The sequence below is a fragment of the Arenimonas caeni genome (assembly GCF_003024235.1).
Classification (GTDB): Bacteria; Pseudomonadota; Gammaproteobacteria; order Xanthomonadales; family Xanthomonadaceae; genus Arenimonas; species Arenimonas caeni.
Window position 1 is genome coordinate 43,626 of the sequence record NZ_KZ679085.1, and the last position, 24,534, is coordinate 68,159.

The following is a 24,534-nucleotide window of genomic DNA, read 5'->3' on the forward strand; positions in this document are numbered from 1 at the left end:
CCGCTGTGAACCCGTCCATCCATCCCGAACCGACCGCCCGCCCGGCATGAGCCAGGTCCTCCGCCAGCGCATCGCGCACCGGCTGGCCTGGCAGCAGGCCATCAACGACCCGCGCCGCGAGCCGCGCAACCGCCTGCCGCAGCTGCGGGCGCTGCAGTCCTGGCAGGCCCGGCGCCTGGCCGACAGCTTCACCGACTTCCTGACCAACCCGCGCATGCGCCCGGCGGCCGAGTTCTTCCTCACCGACCTGTACGGCGAGCGCGATTTTTCCGGGCGCGACCGCGACGTGGCCCGGGTGATGCCGCTGATGGCCCGCCTGCTGCCCGACGCCCTGGTGGCCGCCGCCGCCGACGCCATCGGCCTGGCGGTGCTCAGCCACGCCTTCGACCTGCGCATGGCCGAGGCCCTCGCGGCGCGTGCGGCGCCGGACGCGCCGGTTTCGGTGGACGACTACGGCGCCGCCTACCGCGCCACCGGCTGCCCCCGGCTGCGCCGGCGGCAGATCGGGATGATCCTGGGCGTGGGTTGGACGCTCGACGCGGCGGTGAAGAAGCACGGCGTCTACAAGCTGCTGCGCGCGTCACGACTGCCGGCGCGCGCCGCGGGGCTGAGCGAGCTTCAGGGCTTCCTGGAACGCGGGTTCTCGGCCTTCGACGCCCTTGGCGGGGCCGGCGAGTTCCTCGAGGCCATCGGCCACCGGGAACGCGAGGTATCCAGGCGGCTGTTCGCCGGCCACCCGGATCCGTTCGGGCTCACGCCTGCCCAAACTCGCGGTCGAGGTACTGGTGGATCTCGCGCTCGATCGGGCCCTTGATGGCGAACAGCAGGAAGCCCAGCGTGGCCGTGACCCGGATCTCCTTGGCACCCACGGCGATGTGGCCGTCGACGCCGCCGCGCGAAAATTCCATGGTGTCGCCATCCCAGCCGTATTCGACGTCGAACTTCTCGGCCAGGTGTTCGGCGACGCGCTCGATGGCCGCCTTGGCCTCCTTGAGCGGCCGGCCGTGTTTGCGTCGGATATCGATGTGGGACATGGGTTCCTCCTTGGCGGCCTATTCTGCGCGGCCGGGACGTATCCACCAAGCAGGGCCGGCGGCTTGGCCATGCTAGATTTGCGGTCCGAGGAGGCCGGATGCAACTGACGTTCCCGAACGGCGAACACGCCAATGTGCCACTGCAGGGCGAAGTCGCCGTCGGCAGCCGTGCCGGCCTGCGGGTCAGCCTGCCCGGCAGCAGCCTGGCGCCGCACCACGCCAGCTTCTTCAGCGACCGCCGCGGCCTCTGGCTGCGCGTGCCCAACGGCGTGCCCGCCGTCCACCTCAATGCCCGTCCGGTCAAGCGCCTGGCCCAGCTGCGGGCCGGCGACCTGGTCTGCCTGGACACGCTGCGCCTGGTGGTGCGTGCCGACGACCGGCCGCCGATCGAACGCGACATCCCGGCCGGCGCGCCGGCCTCGCTCGGCGACGCCCAGCGCGTGGCGGCGGTGCGGGTGGTGCTGCGCGGCCTGAGCGGGCCGCATTTCGGCCGCAGCTACACGCTCACCGAACCGAGGGTGATCGGACGCTCGCCGGCGGCCGACATCCGGCTCGAGGATCCCGCCGTTGCCGAGCGCCACGCCGTGGTCGAGCTGCACGGCGACCGCGTCGTGCTGCGGGCCCTGGCCCCCGGCGGCGAAACCACCCAGGTCAACGGCGTGGGCGTGCGCGACGCGGTGCTCTCGCCCGGCGACCAGCTGGTGGTCGACCAGCACCGGTTCGTGCTCGAGGCGCCCGGGCTGCCGCTGCGCGGGCAGTCCGGCCTGGGCAAGGCGGTGGCCAACCCGCACACCCAGACCCTCAAGGCGGTGAACGTCCCGGTCGCCAGCGACCCGGGCCCCGTCGAGCAGGCTCCTCGTCCGCCGGCGCCCGCCGGGCGCGACCCGAGTGCGCTGTGGTGGCTCATCGCCGCCGCCACGGTGCTGGCCGCGGCCATGACGGCGCTGCTCGTCTACGCCCCCTGAGCCGGGGCACCGCCGCGCCGCCAGCGCCAGCGCAGCCCCAGCAGCAGCGCCAGGGCCGCCGCATACGCCAGCGGCTCGCGCAGGTCGGCCTTCACCAGCCACAGGTAGTGCAGCACCGCCAGCGTTGCCGCCACGTACACCAGTTTGTGCAGTTGCCCCCAGCGCCGGCCCAGCCGGCGCATCCAGCCGCGGGTGGAGGTGAGCGCCAGCGGCAGCAACAGCAGCCAGGCGCTGAAGCCCAGGGTGATGTAGGGCCGCCTGGCGAGGTCGTCGAATACCTGCATCCAGTAGCCGCCCAGGTCCAGCACCAGCCAGGTGGCCAGGTGCAGGCAGGCGTAGAAGAAGGCGTAGAGGCCGACCAGGCGCCGGAAGCGGATCGGCCAGGCCTGGCCGGCCAGCCGGCGCAGGGGCGTGAGCGCCAGGCCCAGCAGCAGCAGCCGTAGCGCCCAGGTGCCGGTGGCGTGGGTGATCTCCGCCACCGGGTCGGGACCCAGGCTGTCCCGGGCGACCCCGGCGACCAGCGCGGCCAGCGGCGCCAGGGCCAGGGCGTGCGCCGCCGCCTTGAGCCCCAGCCAGCGCCAGTCCGGCCGCCCGCCTAGAACCACTTGCGCAGGTCCATGCCTTCGTAGAGCGAGGCCACCTGCGCGCCGTAGCCGTTGAAGGGCAGGGTGGGTATCCGGTTCGCGACCAGGCGCCGGCCGTCGCCGGCGATGCGGCGTTCGCTGGCCTGGCTCCAGCGCGGGTGGTCCACGGCCGGGTTCACGTTCGAATAAAAGCCGTATTCACTGGGCTGGGACTGGTTCCAGCTGGTGACCGGCATGTTTTCGGTGAAGTCGATGCGCACGATCGACTTGATGCTCTTGAAGCCGTACTTCCAGGGCACGACCAGCCGCAGCGGCGCGCCGTTCTGGTTCGGCAGCGGCTTGCCGTAAAGGCCCGTGGCCAGCAGCGTGAGCGGGTGCATGGCCTCGTCGATGCGCAGGCCCTCGCGGTAGGGCCAGTCGAGCACCGGCCAGCGCAGGCCGGGCATCTGGCCGCGGTCGGCGAGGGTGGTGAAGGCCACGTACTTCGCCTTCGAGGTCGGGCGGAACCGCGCCAGCACCTCGCCCAGCGGCACCCCCTGCCAGGGCAGCACCATCGACCAGCCCTCGACGCAGCGCAGGCGGTAGATGCGCTCCTGCACGGCATGCGGGCGCAGGAAATCCTCCAGCGGGAAGGTGCCGGTGACCTCCGCCTCGCCGCCGACGACCACGACCCAGGGGTTGGTCACCAGAGTGTGCGCGTTGCGCGCCGGGTCGGCCTTGCCGGTGCCGAACTCGTAGAAGTTGTTGTAGTTGGTGGCGTCGCGCCAGGTGGTCAGCTCTTCGTTGCTGCGGAAGCCGTCGGGCGTGTCGGTGGGCGCGGCGGGGGCGGCCGTCGTGCCGGCCGCGGAGGCATCCTCGGCGCCCGCGCAGCCGGCCAGGGCCAGCAGCGGGCTGGCCAGGCCCAGGCCGATCAGCTCGCGACGGCGCCGGTACACCGCCTCGGGGGTGATTTCGGAAGACGGCGGGCGCGGATAGCGGAATCTGCTCATGCAGTTCGAGCCTAGCACCCGCGGTCGTGGCGGGCAGGTGATCGTGCGGCCGGCGTCGCAGCGATTCGAGCAAATGCTCGCCGGACGGCGAGCATCGTCGGATGACGCCTTACGGGGCCTGCGGCCCCGTGCTAATTTCCTCATTCTTGCTCCCGAGGTGCCCGATGTCACGCGCGTACAACTTCAGCGCCGGTCCGGCCGTGCTGCCCGAACCGGTCCTCAGGCAAGTCCAGGCGGAACTGCTGGAGTGGCGCGACGAACGCGCGTCGGTGATGGAGGTCAGCCACCGCGGCAAGGCCTTCGTCGAATGCGCCGCCGAAGCCGAACGCGACCTGCGCGAGCTGATGGCGGTGCCGGACGACTACCACGTGCTGTTCCTGCAGGGCGGCGCCACCACGCTGTCGGCCCTGCTGGCGCTCAACCTGGCCCGCGCCGACCAGACCGCCGATTTCGTGCTCACCGGCCACTGGGGCGAGAAGGCCCTGGACAACATGAAGCCCTCGCTGCAGGTGAACGTGGCGGCCAGCGGCAAGGCCGGCGGTTACACCGGCATCCCGCCGCGTGGGGACTGGGCGCTGACGCCCGGCGCGGCCTTCCTGCACTACACCCCGAACGAGACCATCCACGGCGTCGAGTTCCACGACATCCCGGACGCCGGCGACGTGCCGCTGGTGGCCGACGTGTCCTCCAACTTCCTGTCCGCGCCCCTGGACGTGTCGCGCTTCGGCGTGCTCTATGGCGGCGCCCAGAAGAACCTCGGTCCCTCGGGCCTGGCCATCGCCATCGTGCGCAAGGACCTGCTGGGCCGGCACGGCCGTGAACTGCCGCCGATCTTCGAACTGCTCAACCAGGCGAAGAACGACTCGATGTTCAACACCCCGCCCACCTTCGCCTGGTACGTGCTGGGCCTGGTGCTCAAGTGGCTGCGCGCCGAGGGCGGCGCGGCGGCCATGGGCGAGCGCAACCGGCGCAAGGCGGCCAACCTGTATGCGGCCATCGACGGCTCCGGCGGCTTCTACCGCAACCCGGTGGACCCGGCCGCGCGCTCGTGGATGAACGTGCCGTTCTTCCTGCCCGACGAGGCGCGCGAGAAGGCTTTCCTCAAGGAGGCCGACGCGGCCGGTCTGCTGGGCCTGAAGGGCCACCGCGCGGTCGGCGGCATCCGCGCCTCGATCTACAACGCCATGCCCGAGGCGGGCGTGCAGGCCCTGGTCGACTTCATGGCCGATTTCGCCCGACGCAATGGCTGAGCGGTTGGCGCGGTGCCCGGCATGAGCCCCGGGCGGCTCGACTGGCTGGCGGCACCGGGCCGCGCCCTGGCGGGTGAACTGGCGGTGCCCGGCGACAAGTCGGTCTCGCACCGGGCGGTCATGCTCGGCGCGCTGGCCGAGGGCGTTTCCGAAATCGCCGGGTTCCTGGAGGGCGAGGACACCCGCGCCACCGCCGCCATCCTGGCGCGCCTGGGCGTGCGCATCGAAGCGCCCGGGGATGGGCTGAGGCGAATCCACGGCGTCGGCCTGCATGGCCTGCGCGGCGCCGACGGCCCGCTCGACTGCGGCAATTCCGGTACCGGCATGCGTCTGCTGGCCGGCCTGCTGGCCGGCCAGGCCTTCGACAGCACCCTGGTCGGCGACGCCTCGCTTTCGCGGCGGCCGATGGGGCGCGTGATCGGGCCGCTGCAGCGCATGGGCGCCCGCATCGAGGCCGCCGGAGGCGAACTGCCGCCACTTAGAATCCACGCGAGCAATGGCTTGCAAGCCATTGATTTCAAATCACCTGTTGCCAGCGCGCAGGTGAAGTCCGCGGTGCTCCTGGCCGGCCTTTACGCGCGTGGCGAAACGGCGGTGCACGAGCCGCATCCCACCCGCGACTACACCGAGCGCATGCTCGCGGCCTTCGGCTGGCCCGTGCGCTTCGCCCCGGGCGAGGCCCGGCTCGAAGGCGGGCACCGGCTGCGGGCGACCCGGGTGCAGGTGCCGGCCGACTTCTCCTCGGCGGCCTTTTTCCTGGTGGCGGCCTCGGTGGTGCCGGGCTCGGACCTGATGCTGCGGCGGGTGGGCATGAACCCGCGCCGCACCGGCCTGCTGGCGGCGCTGCGCGCCATGGGGGCCGACATCACCGAATTCCCGGCCGGCGAGCAGGGCGGGGAGCCGGTGGCCGACCTGCGCGTGCGGCATGCGCGCCTGCACGGCATCGCCGTGCCCGAGGCCCTGGTGCCGGACATGATCGACGAGTTCCCGGCCCTGTTCGTGGCCGCCGCCCTGGCCGAGGGCGAGACCCGGGTCAGCGGCGCCGCCGAGCTGCGGGTCAAGGAGTCCGACCGCCTGGCGGCCATGGCCGCCGCGCTGCAGGCCCTGGGCGGGCAGGTGGCCGAAACCCCGGACGGGGCGATCATCCGCGGCGGCCGCCTGGGTGGCGGTGAGGTGCACAGCCACGGCGACCACCGCATCGCCATGGCTATGGCGGTGGCGGCCCAGCGGGCCACGGGCGAGGTGCGCATCACCGACTGCGCCAACGTCGCCACTTCCTTCCCGGGTTTCGTGGCGCTGGCGGCCTCGGCGGGCTTCGGCCTGCAGCCGGCACCGGCGCTCGGCTAGAATCCGGCCATGCCTCGTATCCCCGTTCTGACCATCGATGGGCCCTCCGGCTCCGGCAAGGGCACCGTCAGCCGGGCCGTGGCCGAGCGCCTGGGCTGGCACTACCTGGATTCGGGGGCCCTGTACCGGGCCGTCGGCCTGGCCGCGGCCTGGGAGGGCATCGACCTGAGCGATGCCGGGGCCGTGGCCCAGTGCGCGGCCCGCACCGAGATCCGCTTCGAGACCCAGGGTGCGGGCGAGCCGCACGTGATCGTCAACGGCAAGGACGCCACCCGCCAGCTGCGCATGGAAACGGCCGGCGCGGCTGCCTCGGCCATCGCCGCGCACCCGCCGGTGCGGGCGGCCCTGGTCGACCTGCAGCACCGGTTCCGCCGGGCCCCGGGCCTGGTGGCCGACGGCCGCGACATGGGCACCGTGATCTTCCCGGACGCCCCCTACAAGGTCTTCCTGACCGCCAGCGCCGAAGAAAGGGCCAAAAGGCGCCATAAGCAGTTGAAGGAAAAAGGGGTTTCGGTTAATCTTGACAGTCTGCTGCACGAAATCGCCGCTCGCGACGAGCGCGATGCCGGGCGTGCGGTGGCGCCCCTGAAACCCGCGGAAGACGCGGTGCTCCTGGACTCCACCGGCACGCCCATCACCGAGGTGATCGAGCGCGTGCTGTCGGTGCTGCCGGAAAAACTCCGTCAGCCACGGCAGGACTGATCCTCCCGGCGCATCCGCACCCGCGGTCGCGACTTCCGAAGCAGGCAACCGTCCCGCGCCCGATGGCGCGGGGTCCATGAACGCGCATCAAGCGCCAACAGGTGGGTCGCGGCGGAGCCGCGGGCCCGTGTGTCCAACCGAGTATCCAACAATGACTGAATCTTTCGCTGAACTGTTCGAGCAGAGCCAGAGCGCCCTTTCCAAGCTCAAGCCGGGCGCCATCGTGTCGGGCATCGTCGTCGAGGTCCGCAACGACGTGGTCGTCATCAATGCCGGCCTGAAGTCCGAGGGCATCATCCCCATCGAGCAGTTCCGTAACGAAGCCGGCGAGCTCGAAATCGCCGTCGGCGAGACCGTCAAGGTCGCCCTCGAGTACCTCGAGAACGGCTTCGGCGAGACCGTGCTGTCGCGCGAGAAGGCCAAGCGCGCCATGGTGTGGGACGAGCTCGAGGCTTCCATGGAAGCCGGCGAGATCGTCACCGGCCGCATCTCCGGCAAGGTCAAGGGCGGCTTCACCGTCGACATCCGCGACGTCCGCGCGTTCCTGCCGGGTTCGCTGGTCGACGTGCGCCCGGTCCGCGACCCGGGCTACCTCGAGGGCAAGGAACTCGAGTTCAAGATCATCAAACTTGACCGCAAGCGCAACAACGTCGTCGTCTCCCGCCGCGCGGTGGTCGAGTCCGAGAACAGCGTCGAGCGCGAGCAGCTGCTCGAGCGCCTGCAGGAAGGCGCGGTCGTCAAGGGCGTGGTCAAGAACCTCACCGACTACGGCGCGTTCGTCGACCTCGGCGGCATCGATGGCCTGCTGCACATCACCGACATGGCCTGGAAGCGCGTGCGCCATCCGTCCGAGGTGGTCAACGTCGGCGACGAGCTCGACGTGCGCGTGCTGAAGTTCGACCGCGAGCGCAACCGCGTCTCGCTCGGCCTCAAGCAGCTGGGCGACGATCCGTGGGACAACATCGCCCGTCGCTACCCGACCAGCTCGCGCCTGTTCGGCAAGGTCTCCAACGTCACCGATTACGGTGCGTTCGTCGAGATCGAGCCGGGCGTCGAGGGCCTGGTGCACGTGTCCGAGATGGACTGGACCAACAAGAACGTCAACCCGTCGAAGGTCGTCCAGCTGGGCGACGAGCTCGAGGTGATGGTCCTGGACGTCGACGGCGAGCGCCGCCGCATCTCGCTGGGCATCAAGCAGTGCACCCCGAACCCGTGGGAGGCCTTCTCGGCCCTGCACAAGAAGGGTGACAAGGTCTCCGGTCAGATCAAGTCGATCACCGACTTCGGCATCTTCATCGGCCTGGACGGCGGCATCGACGGCCTGGTCCACCTGTCCGACATCTCGTGGAACACCACGGGCGAGGACGTGGTGCGCAACTTCAAGAAGGGCGACACCGTCGAGGCGGTCGTGCTGGCCGTCGACCCGGAGCGCGAGCGCATCTCGCTGGGCATCAAGCAGCTCGAGCAGGATCCGGTGGGCCAGTACATGGCCGGCACCCAGAAGGGTTCGATCGTCAACGGCGTGGTCAAGGAAGTCGACGCCCGCGGTGCGACCATCGAGCTCGAGGGCGGCGTCGAGGGCTACATCCGTGCCAACGACATCGCCAAGGAGCGCGTCGAGGACGCCACCCAGTACCTGAAGGTGGGCGACGCGGTCGAAGCCAAGTACATGGGCATGGACCGCAAGGGCCGCACCATGCAGCTCTCGATCCGCGCCAAGGACGAGGCCGAGCTGCAGGAGACGATGGCGGAGGTCAACAAGGCTTCCGACGCGTCGGCCGGCACCACCAAGCTCGGTGCCCTGCTGCGCGAGCAGCTGAACAAGGGCGATTAAGCCAGCAGCACCCGTGCGTGGCCCGGCGACCCCGGGCCACGCACTTGCCCGAAGAGACCGAGGGATCGCCCCGAGATGACCAAGTCCGAACTGATCGAGGTGCTGTCGCGGCGCCAGGCCCACCTGAAGGCCGACGACGTGGACCTGGCCGTGAAGACCCTGCTCGAGATGATGAGTGGTTCCCTGACCCAGGGCGAGCGCATCGAGATCCGCGGTTTCGGCAGTTTTTCCCTCCATTTCCGTCCGCCGCGCCTGGGCCGCAACCCCAAGACCGGCGAGTCCGTGGCCCTGCCCGGAAAATACGTCCCGCATTTCAAGCCGGGCAAGGAACTGCGCGACCGGGTCAACGCCCGCAACGCGCCGCCGGTGGCCTGAACCAGCGTGGCGATGGGCTAAGCTAGCCCGCAACCAGCACCGGGAACCACTGCATGCGACTGCTCAAGGCACTGATCGCCCTGCTTTTCGTCGCCCTCGGGGTATTGTTCGGCGCGCTCAACCGCGATCCGGTGCGCATCGACCTTGGCCTCACCCATATCGAATCCCTGTCGCTCGGCACCAGCCTGCTGCTGGCCGTGCTGCTTGGCGCCGTGCTCGCCGGCGTCGTGATCACCGCCACGGTGGTCTGGCCGCTGCGGCACCGGCTGCGCCGTGGTGCCGGCAAGGGGCAGGCGGCGGATGCGGCCGAGGCCCCGGCGGCGACCCCGATTTCCGCGCCGGAAGGCCATGACTGAACTGGCCTGGCTGTTCCTGCTGCTGCCGGTGGCGGCCGGCGCCGGCTGGCTGGCCGGCCGGCGCGGCGGCGAGCGCCGCGGCGGTGCGCGCGTCTCGCGGCTTTCGAACACCTACTTCCGCGGCCTGAACTACCTGCTCAACGAGCAACAGGACAAGGCCATCGAAGTCTTCCTGCAGATCGCCGCGGTCGACAAGGACACGGTGGAAACCCAGTTCGCGCTCGGCCACCTGTTCCGGCGCCGCGGCGAAGTCGACCGCGCCATCCGCCTGCACCAGGACCTGGTCGCCCGGCCCGGCCTGAGCGACGAGCAGAAGACCCGCGCCGTCCTGGCCCTGGGCGAGGACTACATGCGTGCCGGCCTGTTCGACCGCGCCGAGACCCTGTTCACCGACCTGGTGCGGATGGGCGTGCTGGCGCCGCAGGCGCTGCGCCACCTGATTTCGATCTACCAGGCCGAGCGCGACTGGGCCAAGGCCATCGAACATGCGCACAAGCTCGAGAGCGCCGGCGGTGAGTCCATGGCGCGGCTGGTGGCGCAGTTCCACTGCGAACTGGCCGAGATGGCCCGGCTCGGCGGCGACGACGAAGGTGCGCGCCGCCATGTCGCCGACGCCTACGCCGCCGACAGCCATTCCGTGCGCGCGGGCCTGGTCGAGGCGCGGCTGGAGCTGAGCGCCGGCAACGATGCGGCCGCGATCCGCGCCTTCGAGCGCGTGGCCCGGCACGACATCGAGTTCCTGCCCGAGATCCTCGACCCGCTGCTGGCCTGCTACGAGCGCCGCGGCGAGAGCGCGCGGGCGCGCGGCTTCCTGCTCGAGATGACCGAGCACTACCCGGGCGTGTCGCCGGTGCTGGCGCTGACCCGCATGATCGAACGCGAGGAGGGCCGCCAGGCTGCGCTGGCCTTCCTGTCCGGGCAGTTGCGCCAGCGTCCCTCGGTGCGCGGCGAGGCGGCCTACATCGACCTGAGCCTGCGCGACGGGGATTCCGACCCGGCCAAGGCGCTCAAGACCCTCAAGCAGATCACCGAGCAGCTGGTGGTGCGCACGCCGGGCTATCGCTGCCAGCGCTGCGGCTTCGGCGCCCGGGCGCACCACTGGCAGTGCCCCGGCTGCAAGTCCTGGGGCAGCATCAAACCCGTCCACGGCACGGTCAGCGAGTGAGCAGCCAGCTACCGATCGTCTGGCTTGCCCTGGCTTCAATGGTGGCGTCGTTCGTGCTGGCGGCGTCCTGGCGGGTGTTCGCGCTCCGGCGCGGCCATGTCGACCAGCCCGACGCCCGCCGGCTGCATGTCCAGCCCACGCCCCGCGGCGGCGGCATCGGCATCGCCCTGGTGCTGCTGGCGCTGGCGCCCTGGCTGGGCGAGGGCGCGGCGGCCTTTGCCGGTGGCCTGGTGCTGTGCGCCGGGGCCGGCCTGGTCGACGACCTGCGGCCCCTGCCGCCGCTGGCAAAGCTGCTGCTGCAGGCCGCGGGCGCGCTCTGCCTGGCCTCGGCCTGGCCGCTGCTGCCCGGTCTGTGGGGGGTGGGTCCCGGCATCGCCCTGGGCGCGCTGCTGGTGCTGGCGATGGTGAACCTCTGGAATTTCATGGACGGCGCCAACGGCCTGGCGGCCAGCCAGGCGCTGGTGGCCGCGCCGGTGCTGGCCCTGCTCGGGCCTACCCCGGCGGCGGTCCTGCTCGCCGCCGTGCTCGCGGCCGCCAGCCTGGGCTTCCTGCCGCTCAATTTCCCGCGTGCCCGGCTGTTCCTGGGCGACGTGGGCAGCCACGCCCTGGGCTACGGCCTGGCCGCGCTGGCCCTGCTCGCGGCGCCGGCGGCAGGCGAGGGCGCCTGGCTGCTGCTGCTGCCAGCATCGGCCATGCTGCTCGACGCCAGCCTGACCCTGCTGTCGCGGCTGCGGCGCCGGCAGGTGCTGTGGCAGGCGCATCGCGAGCACCTCTACCAGCGCGCCGTGGCGGCAGGCTGGAGCCATGCCGGCGTCTGCGGCCTCTACCTGGGCTGGGCCCTGGCAGCGAGCCTGCTGGCCCTCTCGACCGCGGGCCGGCCGGCGCCCTGGCCCTGGCTGCTCACCCTGTTGGCCCTCGTTGTTGGCATCATCCTGCACTTACTGCTGTCCCGCCGCTGGCCGCGGCCCCAGCCCCAGCCCCCAGGCCTTTCCCCCCGATGAAGTCCCCCCGCGACAAGATTTCCTACCGACAAACCGGCTTCCTGCTGCCGCGCGTCCTGATCGTGCTGCACGACCTGTTCATGATCGCGCTGCTCTGGATCGGGCTGCGCTGGCTGGCCGCGCGCGCCGGCGCGCCGCCGGCGCCGTCGCTGCCCGCGGAGCTGCTGATCGCGATCTTCGCGCAGGGCCTGGTGCTGCGTTTCGTCGGCCTCTACCAAGGGCTGTGGCGCTTCGCCAGCGTGCCCGACCTGGCGAACCTGGTGCGTGGCGCGCTGCTGGGCGTGTTGCTGATCGTCACCTTGTTGTTCCTTGGCGGGCTCCTGCCCGAGGTGCCGCGGCGGGTGCTGCTGCCTTACCCGGTGGCGCTGGTGGTGCTGCTGGGCGTGCCGCGCCTGCTCTACCGCCTGTGGAAGGACTGGCGGCTGGCCCACGAGAACCCGGACGCCAAGCGGCTGCTGGTGCTCGGCGCCGGGCGGGCCGCCGACGCACTGCTTCGGGATCTCTCCGGCGACGGGCGCTACAGCGTGATCGGGCTGCTGGACGACAACCCGGCGCTCAAGGGAGCCCGGGTGCGCGGCGTGCCGGTGCTGGGCCCGATCGGCGACTTGCCCTACCTGGCGCAGGAGACCGCGCCGAACCTGCTGGTGATCGCCATGCCCAGCGCCAGCGCTGCCGAGATGCAGCGGGTGGTGGAACTGTGTGACGAAACCGGCCTGCCGTTCCGGGCGGCGCCGCGCATCGCCGACATGCTCGCCGGCAAGCCGCAGCGACTGGAGTTGAGCGAGGTGCGCATCGAGGACCTGCTCGGCCGCCCGCCGGTGAAGTTCGACACGGCGCTGGGCGCGCTGCTGGTCCAGGGCAAGCGCGTGCTGGTGACCGGCGGCGGCGGCTCGATCGGTTCCGAGCTGGTGCGGCAGTGCGCCGCGGCCGGGGCCGCGGAGCTGGTGGTGATGGAGCGGGCCGAGATGGCCCTGGGCGGCATCGTCGAGGAGATCGCCCGCGAATTCCCCGGCCTGCGCCTGGTGCCCATGCTCGCCGACTGCGGCGACCCGGTGGCCTGCCGCATCGCGCTCGCCGGCGGCATCGACTTCGTGTTCCATGCGGCGGCCTGCAAGCAGGTGCCGCTGCTGGAAGGGCAGCTGCGCGAGGCGCTGCGCAACAACGTCGCGGCGACCGCGGTGGTCGCCCGTGCCTGCCGCGAGGCCGGCGTCGGGCATTTCGTGCTGATCTCCACCGACAAGGCGATCTGCCCGGTGAACGTGCTGGGTGCGAGCAAGCGCTTCGCCGAGCTGGCCTGCCAGGCCGAGCTGGGCGGCAACGGCGGGCGCCTGTCGATCGTGCGCTTCGGCAACGTGCTCGACTCCGCCGGTTCGGTGGTGCCGCTGTTCCGCCAGCAGATCGCCGAGGGCGGGCCGGTGACGGTGACCCACCCGGAGGTCACGCGCTACTTCATGACCATTCCCGAGGCCTGCCAGCTGATCCTGCACTCGCTGGCGCTGCCGGGCGAGGACGGCGCGGTGTTCGCGCTCGACATGGGTCGGCCGGTGCCGATCCGCGAGCTGGCCGAACAGATGATCCGGCTCAGCGGCAAGCGTCCCGGAATCGACATAGAGGTCAGCTACACTGGTTTGCGTCCCGGCGAGAAGCTGCACGAGATCCTTTTCCACCCCGAGGAGCGCTACCAGCGCACGCGGCATCCGCGCATCTTCCAGGCCCGGCCCCGGCAGGCGGTCGGCCAGGACCTTGGCGGCCTGCTGGCGCGGCTTGAGCGCCTCTTGGCCGAGCCGGGGTCCCAGGAGGGGCTGCAGGCGCTGCTGCGTGAGGCGGTGCCCGACTACCGGCCGGAGCAGGCCGACGCCAGCCCGGAAGAGCTGCTTGCCGACGCCACCCACCCAGCGATGACGAAATAGCGAATGAGCCAGCGCATCAGGAAAGCCGTATTCCCCGTTGCCGGCCTCGGCACCCGTTTCCTGCCGGCCACCAAGACCGTGCCCAAGGAAATGTTGCCGGTCGTCGACAGGCCGCTGATCCAGTACGCCGTGGACGAGGCCATCGAGGCCGGCTGCGACACCCTGGTGTTCGTGACCAACCGTTACAAGCATTCGGTGGCCGATTATTTCGACAAGGCCTACGAGCTCGAGCAGAAGCTGGAGAAGGCCGGCAAGTCGGAACTGCTGGCGATGATCCGCGAGGTGCTGCCGCGCCACGTGCGCGCGGTTTTCGTCACCCAGGCCGAGGCCCTGGGCCTGGGCCACGCGGTGCTGTGCGCCGAGCCGGTCGTGGGCAACGAGCCCTTCGCCGTGCTGCTGCCCGACGACCTGATCTGGAACAAGGGCCCGGGCGCGCTGCGCCAGATGGCCGACCTGGCCGAGAAGGAGTCGGCCAGCGTGATCGCCGTGCAGGATGTTCCGCCCGAGCAGACCGGCAGCTACGGCATCGTGGCCACCCGCGACTTCTCCGGTCGCCACGGCGAGATCAGCGCCATCGTCGAAAAGCCGCGGCCCGAAGACGCGCCCAGCAACCTCGCCGTGGTCGGCCGCTACGTGCTCAGCGGCCGCGTCTTCGAGCACCTGCGCAACACCCGGCCGGGTGCCGGCGGCGAGATCCAGCTCACCGACGGCATCGCCGCGCTCATGGCCCGGGAGCGGGCGCTGGCCTACCGCTTCGAGGGCCGCCGCTTCGACTGCGGCAGCCGCATCGGGCTGGTCGAGGCGACCATCGAATTCGCGCTCGACCACGACGACCTGGCCGAGCCGGCGCGCGAGTACATGCGCGCCGTACTGGCACGCTAAGCGCAGGGATTCGCCGCATGGACGGCGCGAGCCATTATCTGGCGAGTGCACCGGCGCCGGCGCCGGAACCCGCGCTGCAGGGGCGGCACGAGGCCACGGTCTGCGTGGTCGGCGGCGGCTTCGCCGGGCTGAACACGGCCCTGGGGCTGGCCGAACGCGGCGAGCAGGGCGTTGTGCTGCTCGAGGCCCGGCGGGTCGGCCATGGCGCCTCCGGGCGCAACGGCGGTTTCGTCTTCGGCGGCTTCTCGCGCGGCGAACAGGCCCTGCTCGACGAGCTGGGCCCGCAGCGGGCGCAGGCGCTCTACCAGGGCACCCAGGACGCTGTCGGGCTGATCCGTCGCCGCATCCGGCAGCACGGCATCGACTGCAGCGCCACCGATGCCGGCGTGATCTGGGCGAACTGGTTCCGCGACCCCGCGCCCCTGCGCGAGCGGCAGGCGCTGCTGGCCCGGCATTTCGGCGTCGAGTGGCGCTGGATGCCGCGCGAGGAGCTGGCCGGGCTGGTCCTGAGCGAGCGCTACGGCGAAGGCCTGTTCGAGGCCAACGCCCTGCATTTCGACCCGCTGGCCTACGCCCGTGGCCTGGCCGGCGTGGCCCGGGGCCTGGGCGTGCGCCTGCACGAGCAGAGCCCGGCGATCGCGCTCGACCGGGAGGACGGCGGCTGGCGCGTGCGCACGGCGCAGGGCGAGGTACATGCCCGGCACGTGGTGCTGGCCTGCGGCGGCTACCTGGCCGGCCTGCGCCGCGAGGTGGATGCCGGCGTGCTGCCGATCGCCACCTACGTCGTGTGCACCGAGCCGCTGGGCCCGCGCATGGACGACATCCTGCGCACCCGTGCGGCGATCTACGACAGCCGCTTTGCCTTCGACTACTACCGGCCGCTGCCGGACACGCGCCTGCTCTGGGGCGGCCGGATCTCGGTGCTCGACCGCTCGCCGGCGGCGGTGGAGCGGCTGCTGCGCCGGGACATGCTGCGGGTCTTCCCCCAGCTCGAGGGCGTGCGCATCGAACGCGCCTGGTCGGGGCTCATGAGCTACGCGCGCCACCAGATGCCGCAGGTCGGGCGCGTGGACGAGGGCCTGTGGCTGGCCCAGGCCTTCGGTGGCCACGGCGTGGCGCCGACGACCTTCGCCGGCGAGGTGCTCGCTGCGGCCATCGCCCACGGCGACCCGCGCTGGCGGGAGTTCAACGATTACGGGCTGGTATCGGCGCTCAAGCCGGCGGGTTTCGTCGGCGCGCAGCTGTCGTACTGGTGGTACCAGGCGAAGGACGCCTGGAAGGACTGGCGGGAGGGCAGGGCGTGAGCGAAGCGGGCGAAGCCGGGCTGATCAGCTGGGCTGATTTCGAGAAGGTGCAATTGCGCGCGGGCACCGTGCTGCGCGTGGAGGACTTCCCCGAGGCACGCAAACCGGCCTGGAAGCTGTGGGTCGACTTCGGGCCGGAGATCGGCGTGCTCAAGACCAGCGCACAGGTCAGGGCGCTTTACGCGGCCGAAGACCTGGTCGGCCGGCAGGTCGTGGGCGTGGTCAACTTCCCGCCCAAGCAGGTCGGCCCGTTCCGCTCCGAGTTCCTGCTTACCGGCTTCCCCACCGACGAAGGCGTCGTCATCACCACCCTCGAACGCCCCGTTCCCGACGGCACCCGCCTGGCATAAAGAAGAACCCCCGGTTTCCCGGGGGTTCTTCGTTTGAAGCGTCTGGCGGTCAGAGGGCTTCGAAGATGCCCGCGGCGCCCATGCCGGTGCCGATGCACATGGTGACCATGCCGTACTTGAGCTGGCGACGGCGCAGGCCGTGCACGATCGTCGCCGTGCGGATCGCGCCGGTGGCGCCCAGCGGGTGGCCCAGGGCGATCGCGCCGCCCAGCGGGTTCACCCTGGCCGGGTCGAGCTCGCAGGTGCGGATCACCGCCAGGGCCTGCGCGGCGAAGGCCTCGTTGAGCTCGATCCAGTCGAGCTGGTCGGCCGTGAGGCCGGCCTGGCGCAGCACCTTGGGAATGGCGGCGATCGGGCCGATGCCCATCACTTCCGGACGCACGCCGGCGACCGAGAAGCCGACGAAGCGCGCCAGCGGCGTCAGGCCGTATTCCTTGATGGCCTTCTCCGAGGCCAGCATCACCGCGCCGGCGCCGTCGGACATCTGCGAGCTGTTGCCGGCCGTCACCGAGCCGCCGTTGCGGAACACCGGGCGCAGCCTGGCCAGGCCCTCGGCGCTGGTGTCGGCGCGCGGGCCTTCGTCGTGCTCGACCTTCAGCTCGCGCAGGCGCACGGCGTTGCCGGCCAGGTCGGGCTGGCGCGAGACGAGGCCGTAGGGCGTGATCTCGGCCGCGAACTCACCGGCGGCCTGCGCCGCCAGCGCCTTGGTGTGGGAGGCGAGGGCGAAGGTGTCCTGGTCCTCGCGGCTGACCTTCCACTCCTCGGCCACCTTCTCGGCGGTGATGCCCATGCCGTAGGCGATGGCCACGTTCTCGTCCTGGAAGACCTTCGGGCTCATGGCCACCTTGTGGCCCATCATCGGCACCATCGACATCGACTCGGTGCCGCCGGCCAGCATCAGGTCGGCGTTGCCCAGGCGGATCTGGTCGGCCGCCAGCGCCACGGCCTGCAGGCCCGAGGAGCAGAAGCGGTTGATGGTCTGGGCGGCGATGACGTTGGGTAGCCCGGCCAGCAGCAGGCCGATGCGCGCCACGTTCATGCCCTGCTCGCCCTCGGGCATGGCGCAGCCGATGATGGCGTCGTCGATGCGGGTCGGGTCGATGCCCGGGCACTGGTCGACCACGGCGCGCAGCACGTGGGCCAGCATTTCGTCGGGGCGGGTGTTGCGGAAGACGCCGCGCGGGGCCTTGCCCACCGGGGTGCGGGTGGCGGCGACGATGTAGGCGTCCTGGATTTGCTTGGTCATTTCGATGTCCTCGTCGTCGCTCAGTTACGCAGCGGCTTGCCGGTCTTGAGCATGTGGGCGATGCGCTCCTGGGTCTTGGGCATCCGGGCCAGGGCCACGAAGTGCTCGCGCTCCAGGCGCAGCAGCCAGTCCTCGTCCACCAGGGCGCCGCGGTCGACGTCGCCGCCGCACATGACGGTGGCGATGCGCTTGCTCACCTCGTAGTCGTGCTCGGAGATGAAACGGCCCTCGATCATGTTCTCGAGCATCATGCGGAAGGTGGCGATGCCGACGTCGCCGGCCACCTGGATGGCGCGGGCCGGCAGCGGCGGCCGGTAGCCGGACTCGGCCAGGGCGCGGGCCTGGGCCTTGGCCACGTGCAGCAGCTCGTAGGCGTTGAAGACCACGACGTCGGACTCGCGGGCGAGCTTGAGTTCCTTGGCCTCCAGCGCCGAACCGGACACCTTGCCCATGGCCACGGCCTCGAAGTACGGCTTGAGCTGGGCGAAGACATCACCGCCCGGGCCGGCCGCCTGGGCGGCACGCAGGGCGATTTCCTTCAGGCCGCCGCCGGCCGGCAGCAGGCCCACGCCCGCTTCGACCAGGCCGATGTAGCTCTCGAGCGCGAACACGCTGCGCGCGGCGTGCATCTGGAACTCGCAGCCGCCGCCCAGGGCCAGGCCGCGCACGGCGGCCACCACGGGCACCAGCGAATACTTGATGCGCTGGCTGGCGGCCTGGAAGGTGGCCACCATCTTCTCGAACTCGTCGAACTTGCCGGCCTGCAGCGAGCCCAGCGCCCCGGCGAGGTCGGCGCCGGCCGAGAACGGCTCGGACGGCTGCCAGATCACCAGGCCCTGGAAGTCCTTCTCGGCGCGGTCGACGGCCTCGAGGATGCCGGCCAGCACGCCGTCGGAAACGGTGTGCATCTTGGTCTTGAAGCCCAGCACCGCGATGCCGTCGCCGTCGTGCCACATGCGCACGGCGTCGGTCTCGAACACGGTCTCGCCGGGGTTGGCGCGCTCGCCCAGCACCGGGTCCGGGAAACGCTGGCGGTTGTAGACCGCCAGGTTCGAACGCGGCATCAGTTCGCCGCGGGCAGGGCTGAAGCTGCCGGCGGCGGCATGCACGCCGTCGCGGCCGTCGAACACCCAGTCGGGCAGCGGGGCGCTGGACATGGCCTTGCCGGCCACGATGTCCTCGGCGATCCACTCGGCCACCTGCTTCCAGCCGGCCGCCTGCCAGGTCTCGAACGGCCCGAGCTTCCAGCCGTAGCCCCAGCGGATGGCCAGGTCGACGTCGCGGGCGGTGTCGGCGATCGACGCCAGGTGGCAGGCGCTGTAGTGGAACAGGTCGCGGAACAGCGCCCACAGGAACTGCGCCTGCGGGTGCTGGCTGGCGCGCAGCTGGGCGAACTTCTCGGCCGGGTTCTTGTTCTTGAGGATGGCCACGACCTCCGGGTCGGCCACGCCGCTGGCCGGACGGTAGTCCTGGGCCTTGAGGTCGAGGACGTGGATGTCCTTGCCCTTCTTCATGAAGATGCCGGCACCGGCCTTCTGGCCCAGCGCCCCCTTGGCGACCAGCGCCTGCAGCCACTCGGGCGCCTTGAAGTACTTGTGCCAGGGATCGTCGGGCAGGGTGTCGGCCATGGTCTTGATGACGTGGGCCATGGTGTCGAGGCCGACCACGTCCGAGGTGCGGTAGGTGGCCGACTTCGGGCGGCCCAGCAGCGGGCCGGTCAGGGCATCGACCTCGTCGAAGCCCAGGCCCGACCGGGCGGTGTGGTGCAGGGTGGAGAGGATCGAGAAGACGCCGATGCGGTTGCCGATGAAGTTCGGCGTGTCCTTGGCGTAGACCACGCCCTTGCCCAGGGTGGTGACCAGGAAAGTCTCAAGCCCTTCCAGCACTTCCCGGTCGGTCTTGGCGCACGGGATGAGCTCGGCCAGGTGCATGTAGCGCGGCGGGTTGAAGAAGTGCACGCCGCAGAACCGGTTATGAAGTGATTCCGGAAGAACCTCCGCCAAGCCATTGATTGACAAGCCGGAAGTGTTCGAGGCCAGGATGGCGTGCGGGGCCACGTAGTCCTCGATCCGGTCGTAGAGCGCCTTCTTCCAGTCCATGCGCTCGGCGATGGCCTCGATGATGAGGTCGCAGTCGCGCAGCAGCTCCAGGTGCTGGTCGTAGTTGGCCGGGGTGATGGCGGCGGCCTTGGCCTTGCTCGCCAGCGGCGAGGGCGAGAGCTTGCCGAGGTTGGCGATGGCCTTCTCGACGATGCCGTTGGGCTTGCCTTCCTTGGCCGGAAGGTCGAACAGGACGGTGTCGACGTCGGCGTTGGCGAGGTGGGCGGCGATCTGCGCGCCCATCACGCCGGCGCCGAGCACGGCCACCTTGCGGATGCGAAGTTGAGGCATGGGAACAGCTCCGTGGGAGGAGGAAAGGGGCTCAGCCGGCGCGCAGGCCGGCGGCGGCGAAGCGGATCAGGGCCTGGGCGGCCTTTTCGCAGTGGGCCTTCTCGGACACGCCGGCGGGCCGCTTGATCAGGCCGAAGTCGGCCATGGCATAGGTCAGCGCGCCGGCGGTGAAGTCCAGGCGCCAGTACAGGTCTTCCTTGGCCAGGCCGGGCAGGGCCTGGCCGATGGCCTTGGCGAACTCGCGCAGCACGTGGCCGTAGTTGTCGGACAGGAACTTGCGCAGGCGGTCGTTCTTCTCGGCGAAGGCGCGGGCCAGCACGCGCACGAAGGCCGAGCCGCCGTGGCGGTCGATGGTCAGGGCCAGGGGCGGCTCGATGAAGGCCGACAGGATGGCCTCCAGATCGCCCGGCTTGTCCTCCTGGGCCTTGCGCAGCAGGGCCAGGCGGCGCTCGCTCATCTCGTCCATGCGGCGCCGGAAGACCTCGTTGACCAGGTTTTCCTTGCTGCCGAAGTGGTAGTTGACCGCCGCGATGTTGACGTCGGCCCGGCTGGTGACCTGGCGCAGCGAGGTCCCGGCGAAGCCGTGCTGGGCGAAGAGCTCCTCGGCAGCGCCGAGGATGCGTTCCTTGGTGTTGAAGTGGCTCGTGGTCATGGCCTGCCAGCGGTCGATTCAAACGGTTGTTGGCGAGTGTACCCGGCCCGCGCCCGCCGTCAAATGCTCAATTGAAACGGATGTCTGGAAGCAGGCTCCGCGGGAGGGGGTGAGGGCAGGGTGGCGGATGCTGCTGGAAAAATTCAGGGAAATGCGCTAAACCCTCGTCAATGCGGGGTTTTGTGGTAGATTCTTGGGCTCCCTCAACCCCCAGAAACCACACGGAGTCACACCATGGCGCTGGAGCGCACCATTTCCATCATCAAGCCCGACGCGGTCGCCAAGAACGTCATCGGCGAGATCTACGCCCGCTTCGAGAAGGCCGGCCTGAAGATCGTCGCGGCGAAGATGAAGCACCTCTCCCGCAAGGAGGCCGAGGGCTTCTACGCGGTGCACCGCGAGCGTCCGTTCTTCAACGCGCTGGTCGAGTTCATGATCTCCGGCCCGGTGATGATCCAGGTGCTCGAGGGCGAGAACGCCGTCGCCAAGAACCGCGAGCTGATGGGCGCCACCAACCCGAAGGAAGCCGCGGCCGGCACCATCCGCGCCGACTTCGCGCAGTCGATCGACGCCAACGCCGTGCACGGTTCGGACAGCCTCGAGAACGCCGCGATCGAAACCGCGTACTTCTTCGCCGCCACCGAGCTCTGCCCGCGCTGAGCCTGGACGCCCCGTGATCGAAGCCAACGACAAGTCCATCCCGCTGCAGGTCGAGCCGGCTTCCGCCGGCCCGGCCCGGGTGAACCTGCTCGACCTCGATCGCGCGGGCATGGAGCGCTTCTTCGCCGAAGAACTCGGCGAGAAGCGCTTCCGCGCGCACCAGGTGATGAAGTGGATCTACCACCAGCACGTCACCGACTTCGCGCAGATGACCGACGTGGGCAAGGCGCTGCGCGCCAAGCTCGAGGCCAAGGCCGAGATCCGCCCGCCCAACGTCCTGTTCGACAAGCCCAGCGCCGACGGCACGCACAAGTGGCTGCTGGGCATGGACGCGGGCAACGCCATCGAGGCCGTGTTCATCCCCGACAAGGGCCGCGGCACGCTGTGCGTGTCGAGCCAGGTCGGCTGCGGCCTGAACTGCCAGTTCTGCTCCACCGCCACGCAGGGCTTCAACCGCAACCTCAGCACCGCCGAGATCATCGGCCAGGTGTGGGTGGCCTCGAAGCACCTTGGCAACAAGACCCATCTCAACCGCAAGCTCACCAACGTGGTGATGATGGGCATGGGCGAGCCGCTGCTGAATTTCGACAACGTCGTGCGCGCCATGAGCCTGATGCGCGACGACCTGGGCTTCGGCCTGGCGAACAAGCGCGTCACCCTGTCCACCTCCGGCCTGGTGCCGATGATCGACCGCCTGGCGGTCGAGTCCGACGTGGCCCTGGCCGTCTCGCTGCACGCGCCCAACGACGCGCTGCGCACCGAGCTGATCCCGCTCAACAAGAAGTACCCGCTCGCCGAGCTGATGGACGCCTGCGTGCGCTACCTGCGACACAAGAAGAAGGGCGACTCGGTCACCTTCGAGTACACGCTGATGAAGGGCGTCAACGACTCGCCGGAGACCGCCCGCGAGCTCGTCAGGCTGATGAAGGCGTTCTCGAACAAGATGCAGTACGCCGATGCCGCCAAGGTCAACCTGATTCCGTTCAACCCGTTCCCCGGCACGCGCTTCGAGCGCAGCGGCGAAGCCGAGATCCGGGCGTTCCAGAAGATCCTGCTCGACGGCGGCGTGCTCGCCATGGTGCGCCGCACCCGCGGTGACGACATCGACGCGGCCTGTGGCCAACTCAAGGGCCAGGTCATGGACCGCACGCGCCGCCAGTCCGAATTCAAGCGCAAGCTCGAACAACAGGGGGTTACCGATGCGGCATGAGTCCTTCCGCTGGGCCTGGGTGGCCGCCGTGGCCCTCGCGCTGGCTGGTTGCGCGAGCACCGGTGGCAGCGCGCCCGCGTCGTCCGGCCCGAGCCACGCGAAGATGTCCAGCAAGGGCCTGGCCAACCTGCAGCTGGCCCAGACCTACCTGCGCCAGGGCCGGCTCGACGTTGCGCTCGACCGCGCCAGCCGCGCGCAGCGGCTCGACCCGCAGTCGGCCGACGTGCAGGTCGTGCTGGGCATGATCCGCCAGGCCCTGGACGACCAGGCCCGCGCCGGCGACCACTTCGAGCGCGCGGTGAAGCTGGCGCCCGACGCCGGCCACGTGCTCAACGTGCGCGGCGTGTGGCTGTGCGAGCGCCAGCGCTACGACGAGGCCGACGCGCTGTTCGAGCGCGCGGTGAAGGATCCGTTCTACGAAGACAAGGCCCAGTCCTACTTCAACGCGGGCCGCTGCGCCATGCTCGGCGGCCGCCTCGACCGCGCCGAGGCGCCGCTGCGCAAGGGCCTCGAACTCGACCCCAAGCATCCGCTGCTGCTCGAGCAGATGGCCCGCCTGCAGTTCCGGCAGGGCAATTTCCTCGGCGCCCGCGCCTTCTTCCAGCGCCGCGAGGCGGTGGGCGAGGTGGGGGCCGAGCTGCTCGAGCTCGCCGCGTCGATCGAGGAGGGCGCGGGCGACCGCGCCGCCGCCGAACGTTATCGCGCGCGCCTGAAGCAGGGTTACCCCGATTACACGCCAACCGCCAGCGAGGGATCGCCGCAGTCATGAACCACGAAGGCCGGCAGGACGCTTTGTTCGAAGATCCCATCGGCCTGCGCCTGCGCGCGGCCCGGGAGAAGCAGGGGCTCGCCATCGAGCAGGCCAGCCAGCAGCTCAGGCTGCCGGTGGCCATCATCGAGGCGATGGAACGCGAAGACTGGTCGCGCCTGGGCGCGCCGATCTACGTGCGCAGCTACCTCGGCAGCTACCTGCGCCTGCTGGGCCTGCCGCAGGAACTGGCCCAGCCGGTCGCCAGCCAGGCGTCGGCGCCGCAGCTGGTGCCGATGGCCTCGCGTTCGCGCCTGCGCCGCACGCTCGACAAGTCGCTGCGCAACGGCATCTACCTGGTCATGACCGCAGTGCTGGTGGTGCCGGTGGTGCTGGTCGCTCGCCACTACCAGTCGGCCGCCAAGCCCCAGACGCTCACGCTCGAGGCCGATCCGGCGCTGCTGCCGGCGCTGCCCGAGGCTGAACTCGCGGCCCAGCCGCCGGCCGCCAACGGGCCGGAGCCGGTGATGGCGTCGATGGCCCCCGTGCAGCCGCGTCCGGCCGTGCCCGAGGCGGCCGCGCCGGCGCCGGTGCCCGAAGACGGCCTGGTGCTGCGGTTCAGCGGCCAGAGCTGGGTCGAAGTGCTGGACCCGAACGGCCGTCGCATCGAACAGGCCCTGCTCGAGGCTGGCGCCGAACGCCGTTATGCCGACGGTGAAGTCGGTCGCGTCACGCTCGGCAACGCCGCCGCCGTCGAGGTGCTCAGCCACGGCAAGCCGGTCGACCTGGCGCCGTTCCGCGCGGCGAACGTGGCCCGCTTTACGGTATCCTCCGAGGGTGAACCCGCGCCTGCCCGCCACTGAGCACGGCGCCACCCTCCGCAACCTGCCTGCACGCCCTGCGCGTGCGGGCCCCAAGACAGTGATCCATGGACCACATTGACGAACACGAGCAGGGCGAACGCGTTCGCGCCTGGCTCAAGAAGAACGGCTCTTCCCTGATCACCGGCGTCGCCCTGGGCCTGGCGGCCCTGTCGGGCTGGAACTGGTGGCAGGCACAGGGCGAGGTCCGCAAGGTCGAAGCCGCCGCGGAATTCCTCGCCTTCACGCGCGCCAGCGAGGCCGGCGAAACCGCCAAGGCCGCCGCGCACGCCCAGGCGCTGCGCCAGAACCACGGCGAAACCGTCTACAACGCCCTCGTGGCGCTGGTCGATTCCCGCCGCCTGCTCGACGAGGGCAAGGGCGAGGAGTCGCTGGCGGTGCTCGACGGCGTCGCCGTCGAGGGCCTGGACGCATCGATGGCCGAACTGCTCTCGCTGCGCGCCGCGCGCGTGCTGGTCACGCTGGGTCGCCACGAGGATGCGCTCAAGCGCCTGGAAGGGCGCGACTTCGCCGCCTATGCCGGCGTCGCCGCCGAACTGCGCGGCGATGCGTCGCTGGCGCTGGGCCGGCGCGAGGAGGCCCGCGAGGCTTATGAAGCGGCCCTGGCCGCGCTCGACCTGGCGGCCGCGACCCGCGGCATGGTCGAGTTGAAGTTCACCGAGGCCGGCGGTCGCCTGCCCGAAACCCCGGAGGCCTGAG

At 70.8% G+C, this 24,534-nt stretch carries 24 protein-coding genes and 1 pseudogene; 19 read left to right on the forward strand and 6 right to left on the reverse strand.

Features of this window, described 5'->3' with window-relative positions:
• Positions 1-46: 46 nt before the first annotated feature.
• Positions 47-814: a DUF8198 family protein gene (locus tag C6N40_RS02870; RefSeq protein ID WP_106989510.1), complete on the forward strand. Its 768-nt coding sequence runs from the start codon at positions 47-49 to the stop codon at positions 812-814.
• Here C6N40_RS02870 and C6N40_RS02875 read toward each other — a convergent pair.
• Positions 753-1,034, reverse strand: coding sequence for a polyhydroxyalkanoic acid system family protein (locus C6N40_RS02875; protein WP_106989511.1), 282 nt, complete (start codon positions 1,032-1,034; stop codon positions 753-755). The two genes, C6N40_RS02870 and C6N40_RS02875, sit on opposite strands and share 62 nt — an antisense overlap.
• Before the next feature lie 98 nt (positions 1,035-1,132).
• On the opposite strand from C6N40_RS02875, the gene C6N40_RS02880 reads away from it, so the two are divergent.
• The gene (locus tag C6N40_RS02880) at positions 1,133-1,999 is read left to right on the forward strand and encodes an FHA domain-containing protein (protein ID WP_106989512.1); all 867 of its coding nucleotides are present in this window, start codon (positions 1,133-1,135) and stop codon (positions 1,997-1,999) included.
• Here C6N40_RS02880 and C6N40_RS02885 read toward each other — a convergent pair.
• Both C6N40_RS02885 and msrP read right to left on the reverse strand, forming a co-directional pair.
• Entirely contained in the window at positions 1,987-2,571 is a 585-nt protein-coding gene (locus tag C6N40_RS02885) for a protein-methionine-sulfoxide reductase heme-binding subunit MsrQ (protein ID WP_106989731.1), read from the reverse strand. The genes C6N40_RS02880 and C6N40_RS02885 overlap by 13 nt on opposite strands.
• A 23-nt stretch (positions 2,572-2,594) precedes the next feature.
• Positions 2,595-3,572 (reverse strand): protein-methionine-sulfoxide reductase catalytic subunit MsrP, encoded by a 978-nt coding sequence (msrP, locus tag C6N40_RS02890; protein ID WP_106989513.1) that lies wholly within the window; start codon positions 3,570-3,572, stop codon positions 2,595-2,597.
• Positions 3,573-3,736: 164 nt separating this feature from the next.
• Here msrP and serC point away from each other — a divergent pair, with 164 nt between their 5' ends.
• From serC to C6N40_RS02950, 12 genes and pseudogenes are all read left to right on the forward strand, one after another.
• Positions 3,737-4,822: a 3-phosphoserine/phosphohydroxythreonine transaminase gene (gene serC / locus C6N40_RS02895; RefSeq protein ID WP_106989514.1), complete on the forward strand. Its 1,086-nt coding sequence runs from the start codon at positions 3,737-3,739 to the stop codon at positions 4,820-4,822.
• Positions 4,823-4,843: 21 nt separating this feature from the next.
• Positions 4,844-6,169, forward strand: coding sequence for a 3-phosphoshikimate 1-carboxyvinyltransferase (gene aroA, locus C6N40_RS02900; protein ID WP_106989515.1), 1,326 nt, complete (start codon positions 4,844-4,846; stop codon positions 6,167-6,169).
• Between the two features lie 9 nt (positions 6,170-6,178).
• The gene (gene cmk, locus C6N40_RS02905; RefSeq protein ID WP_106989516.1) at positions 6,179-6,871 is read left to right on the forward strand and encodes a (d)CMP kinase; all 693 of its coding nucleotides are present in this window, start codon (positions 6,179-6,181) and stop codon (positions 6,869-6,871) included.
• 151 nt (positions 6,872-7,022) lie between these two features.
• Positions 7,023-8,705 (forward strand): 30S ribosomal protein S1, encoded by a 1,683-nt coding sequence (gene rpsA, locus C6N40_RS02910; RefSeq protein WP_106989517.1) that lies wholly within the window; start codon positions 7,023-7,025, stop codon positions 8,703-8,705.
• Positions 8,706-8,771: 66 nt separating this feature from the next.
• A pseudogene (locus C6N40_RS02915) lies at positions 8,772-9,080 on the forward strand (integration host factor subunit beta); the annotation flags it as partial.
• A 53-nt stretch (positions 9,081-9,133) separates the two neighbouring features.
• Positions 9,134-9,436: a lipopolysaccharide assembly protein LapA domain-containing protein gene (locus tag C6N40_RS02920; RefSeq protein WP_106989519.1), complete on the forward strand. Its 303-nt coding sequence runs from the start codon at positions 9,134-9,136 to the stop codon at positions 9,434-9,436.
• Positions 9,429-10,601 carry a lipopolysaccharide assembly protein LapB gene (lapB, locus tag C6N40_RS02925; protein WP_106989520.1) on the forward strand — a complete coding sequence of 391 codons (1,173 nt, stop codon included), beginning with the start codon at positions 9,429-9,431 and terminating at the stop codon, positions 10,599-10,601. The genes C6N40_RS02920 and lapB overlap by 8 nt, the downstream gene beginning before the upstream one ends.
• Positions 10,598-11,602 (forward strand): MraY family glycosyltransferase, encoded by a 1,005-nt coding sequence (locus C6N40_RS02930; protein ID WP_106989521.1) that lies wholly within the window; start codon positions 10,598-10,600, stop codon positions 11,600-11,602. Before lapB ends, C6N40_RS02930 begins: the two co-directional genes overlap by 4 nt.
• Positions 11,599-13,512 (forward strand): nucleoside-diphosphate sugar epimerase/dehydratase, encoded by a 1,914-nt coding sequence (locus C6N40_RS02935; protein WP_240183430.1) that lies wholly within the window; start codon positions 11,599-11,601, stop codon positions 13,510-13,512. The genes C6N40_RS02930 and C6N40_RS02935 overlap by 4 nt, the downstream gene beginning before the upstream one ends.
• Before the next feature lie 3 nt (positions 13,513-13,515).
• Complete coding sequence (gene galU, locus C6N40_RS02940; RefSeq protein WP_106989522.1) at positions 13,516-14,394, forward strand: UTP--glucose-1-phosphate uridylyltransferase GalU; 879 nt, start codon at positions 13,516-13,518, stop codon at positions 14,392-14,394.
• An 8-nt stretch (positions 14,395-14,402) separates the two neighbouring features.
• On the forward strand, positions 14,403-15,698 hold the full coding sequence (locus C6N40_RS02945; protein ID WP_425477652.1) for an NAD(P)/FAD-dependent oxidoreductase: 1,296 nt from the start codon (positions 14,403-14,405) through the stop codon (positions 15,696-15,698).
• A complete protein-coding gene (locus C6N40_RS02950) occupies positions 15,695-16,048 on the forward strand; it encodes a tRNA-binding protein (RefSeq protein ID WP_106989524.1) in 354 nt (117 codons plus the stop codon). The genes C6N40_RS02945 and C6N40_RS02950 overlap by 4 nt, the downstream gene beginning before the upstream one ends.
• 49 nt (positions 16,049-16,097) lie before the next feature.
• Here C6N40_RS02950 and C6N40_RS02955 read toward each other — a convergent pair whose 3' ends face one another.
• The 3 genes from C6N40_RS02955 to C6N40_RS02965 are packed head-to-tail and all read right to left on the reverse strand — an operon-like array spanning position 16,098 to position 20,336.
• Complete coding sequence (locus tag C6N40_RS02955) at positions 16,098-17,294, reverse strand: acetyl-CoA C-acyltransferase (protein ID WP_106989525.1); 1,197 nt, start codon at positions 17,292-17,294, stop codon at positions 16,098-16,100.
• A 20-nt stretch (positions 17,295-17,314) separates the two neighbouring features.
• A complete protein-coding gene (locus C6N40_RS02960) occupies positions 17,315-19,684 on the reverse strand; it encodes a 3-hydroxyacyl-CoA dehydrogenase/enoyl-CoA hydratase family protein (RefSeq protein WP_106989526.1) in 2,370 nt (789 codons plus the stop codon).
• Positions 19,685-19,715: 31 nt separating this feature from the next.
• Positions 19,716-20,336 carry a TetR/AcrR family transcriptional regulator gene (locus C6N40_RS02965; RefSeq protein ID WP_106989527.1) on the reverse strand — a complete coding sequence of 207 codons (621 nt, stop codon included), beginning with the start codon at positions 20,334-20,336 and terminating at the stop codon, positions 19,716-19,718.
• Positions 20,337-20,570: 234 nt separating this feature from the next.
• Here C6N40_RS02965 and ndk point away from each other — a divergent pair, with 234 nt between their 5' ends.
• The 5 genes from ndk to C6N40_RS02990 all read left to right on the forward strand — a co-directional run bounded on the left by ndk (position 20,571) and on the right by C6N40_RS02990 (position 24,533).
• A complete protein-coding gene (gene ndk / locus C6N40_RS02970; protein ID WP_106989528.1) occupies positions 20,571-20,996 on the forward strand; it encodes a nucleoside-diphosphate kinase in 426 nt (141 codons plus the stop codon).
• Between the two features lie 37 nt (positions 20,997-21,033).
• Positions 21,034-22,206 (forward strand): dual-specificity RNA methyltransferase RlmN, encoded by a 1,173-nt coding sequence (gene rlmN / locus C6N40_RS02975; RefSeq protein WP_275887154.1) that lies wholly within the window; start codon positions 21,034-21,036, stop codon positions 22,204-22,206.
• A complete protein-coding gene (gene pilW, locus C6N40_RS02980; RefSeq protein ID WP_106989529.1) occupies positions 22,196-22,975 on the forward strand; it encodes a type IV pilus biogenesis/stability protein PilW in 780 nt (259 codons plus the stop codon). Before rlmN ends, pilW begins: the two co-directional genes overlap by 11 nt.
• A complete protein-coding gene (locus C6N40_RS02985; protein ID WP_106989530.1) occupies positions 22,972-23,817 on the forward strand; it encodes a RodZ domain-containing protein in 846 nt (281 codons plus the stop codon). The genes pilW and C6N40_RS02985 overlap by 4 nt, the downstream gene beginning before the upstream one ends.
• A gap of 65 nt (positions 23,818-23,882) precedes the next feature.
• Entirely contained in the window at positions 23,883-24,533 is a 651-nt protein-coding gene (locus C6N40_RS02990; RefSeq protein WP_106989531.1) for a YfgM family protein, read from the forward strand.
• The last annotated feature ends 1 nt before the right edge of the window (position 24,534 follow it).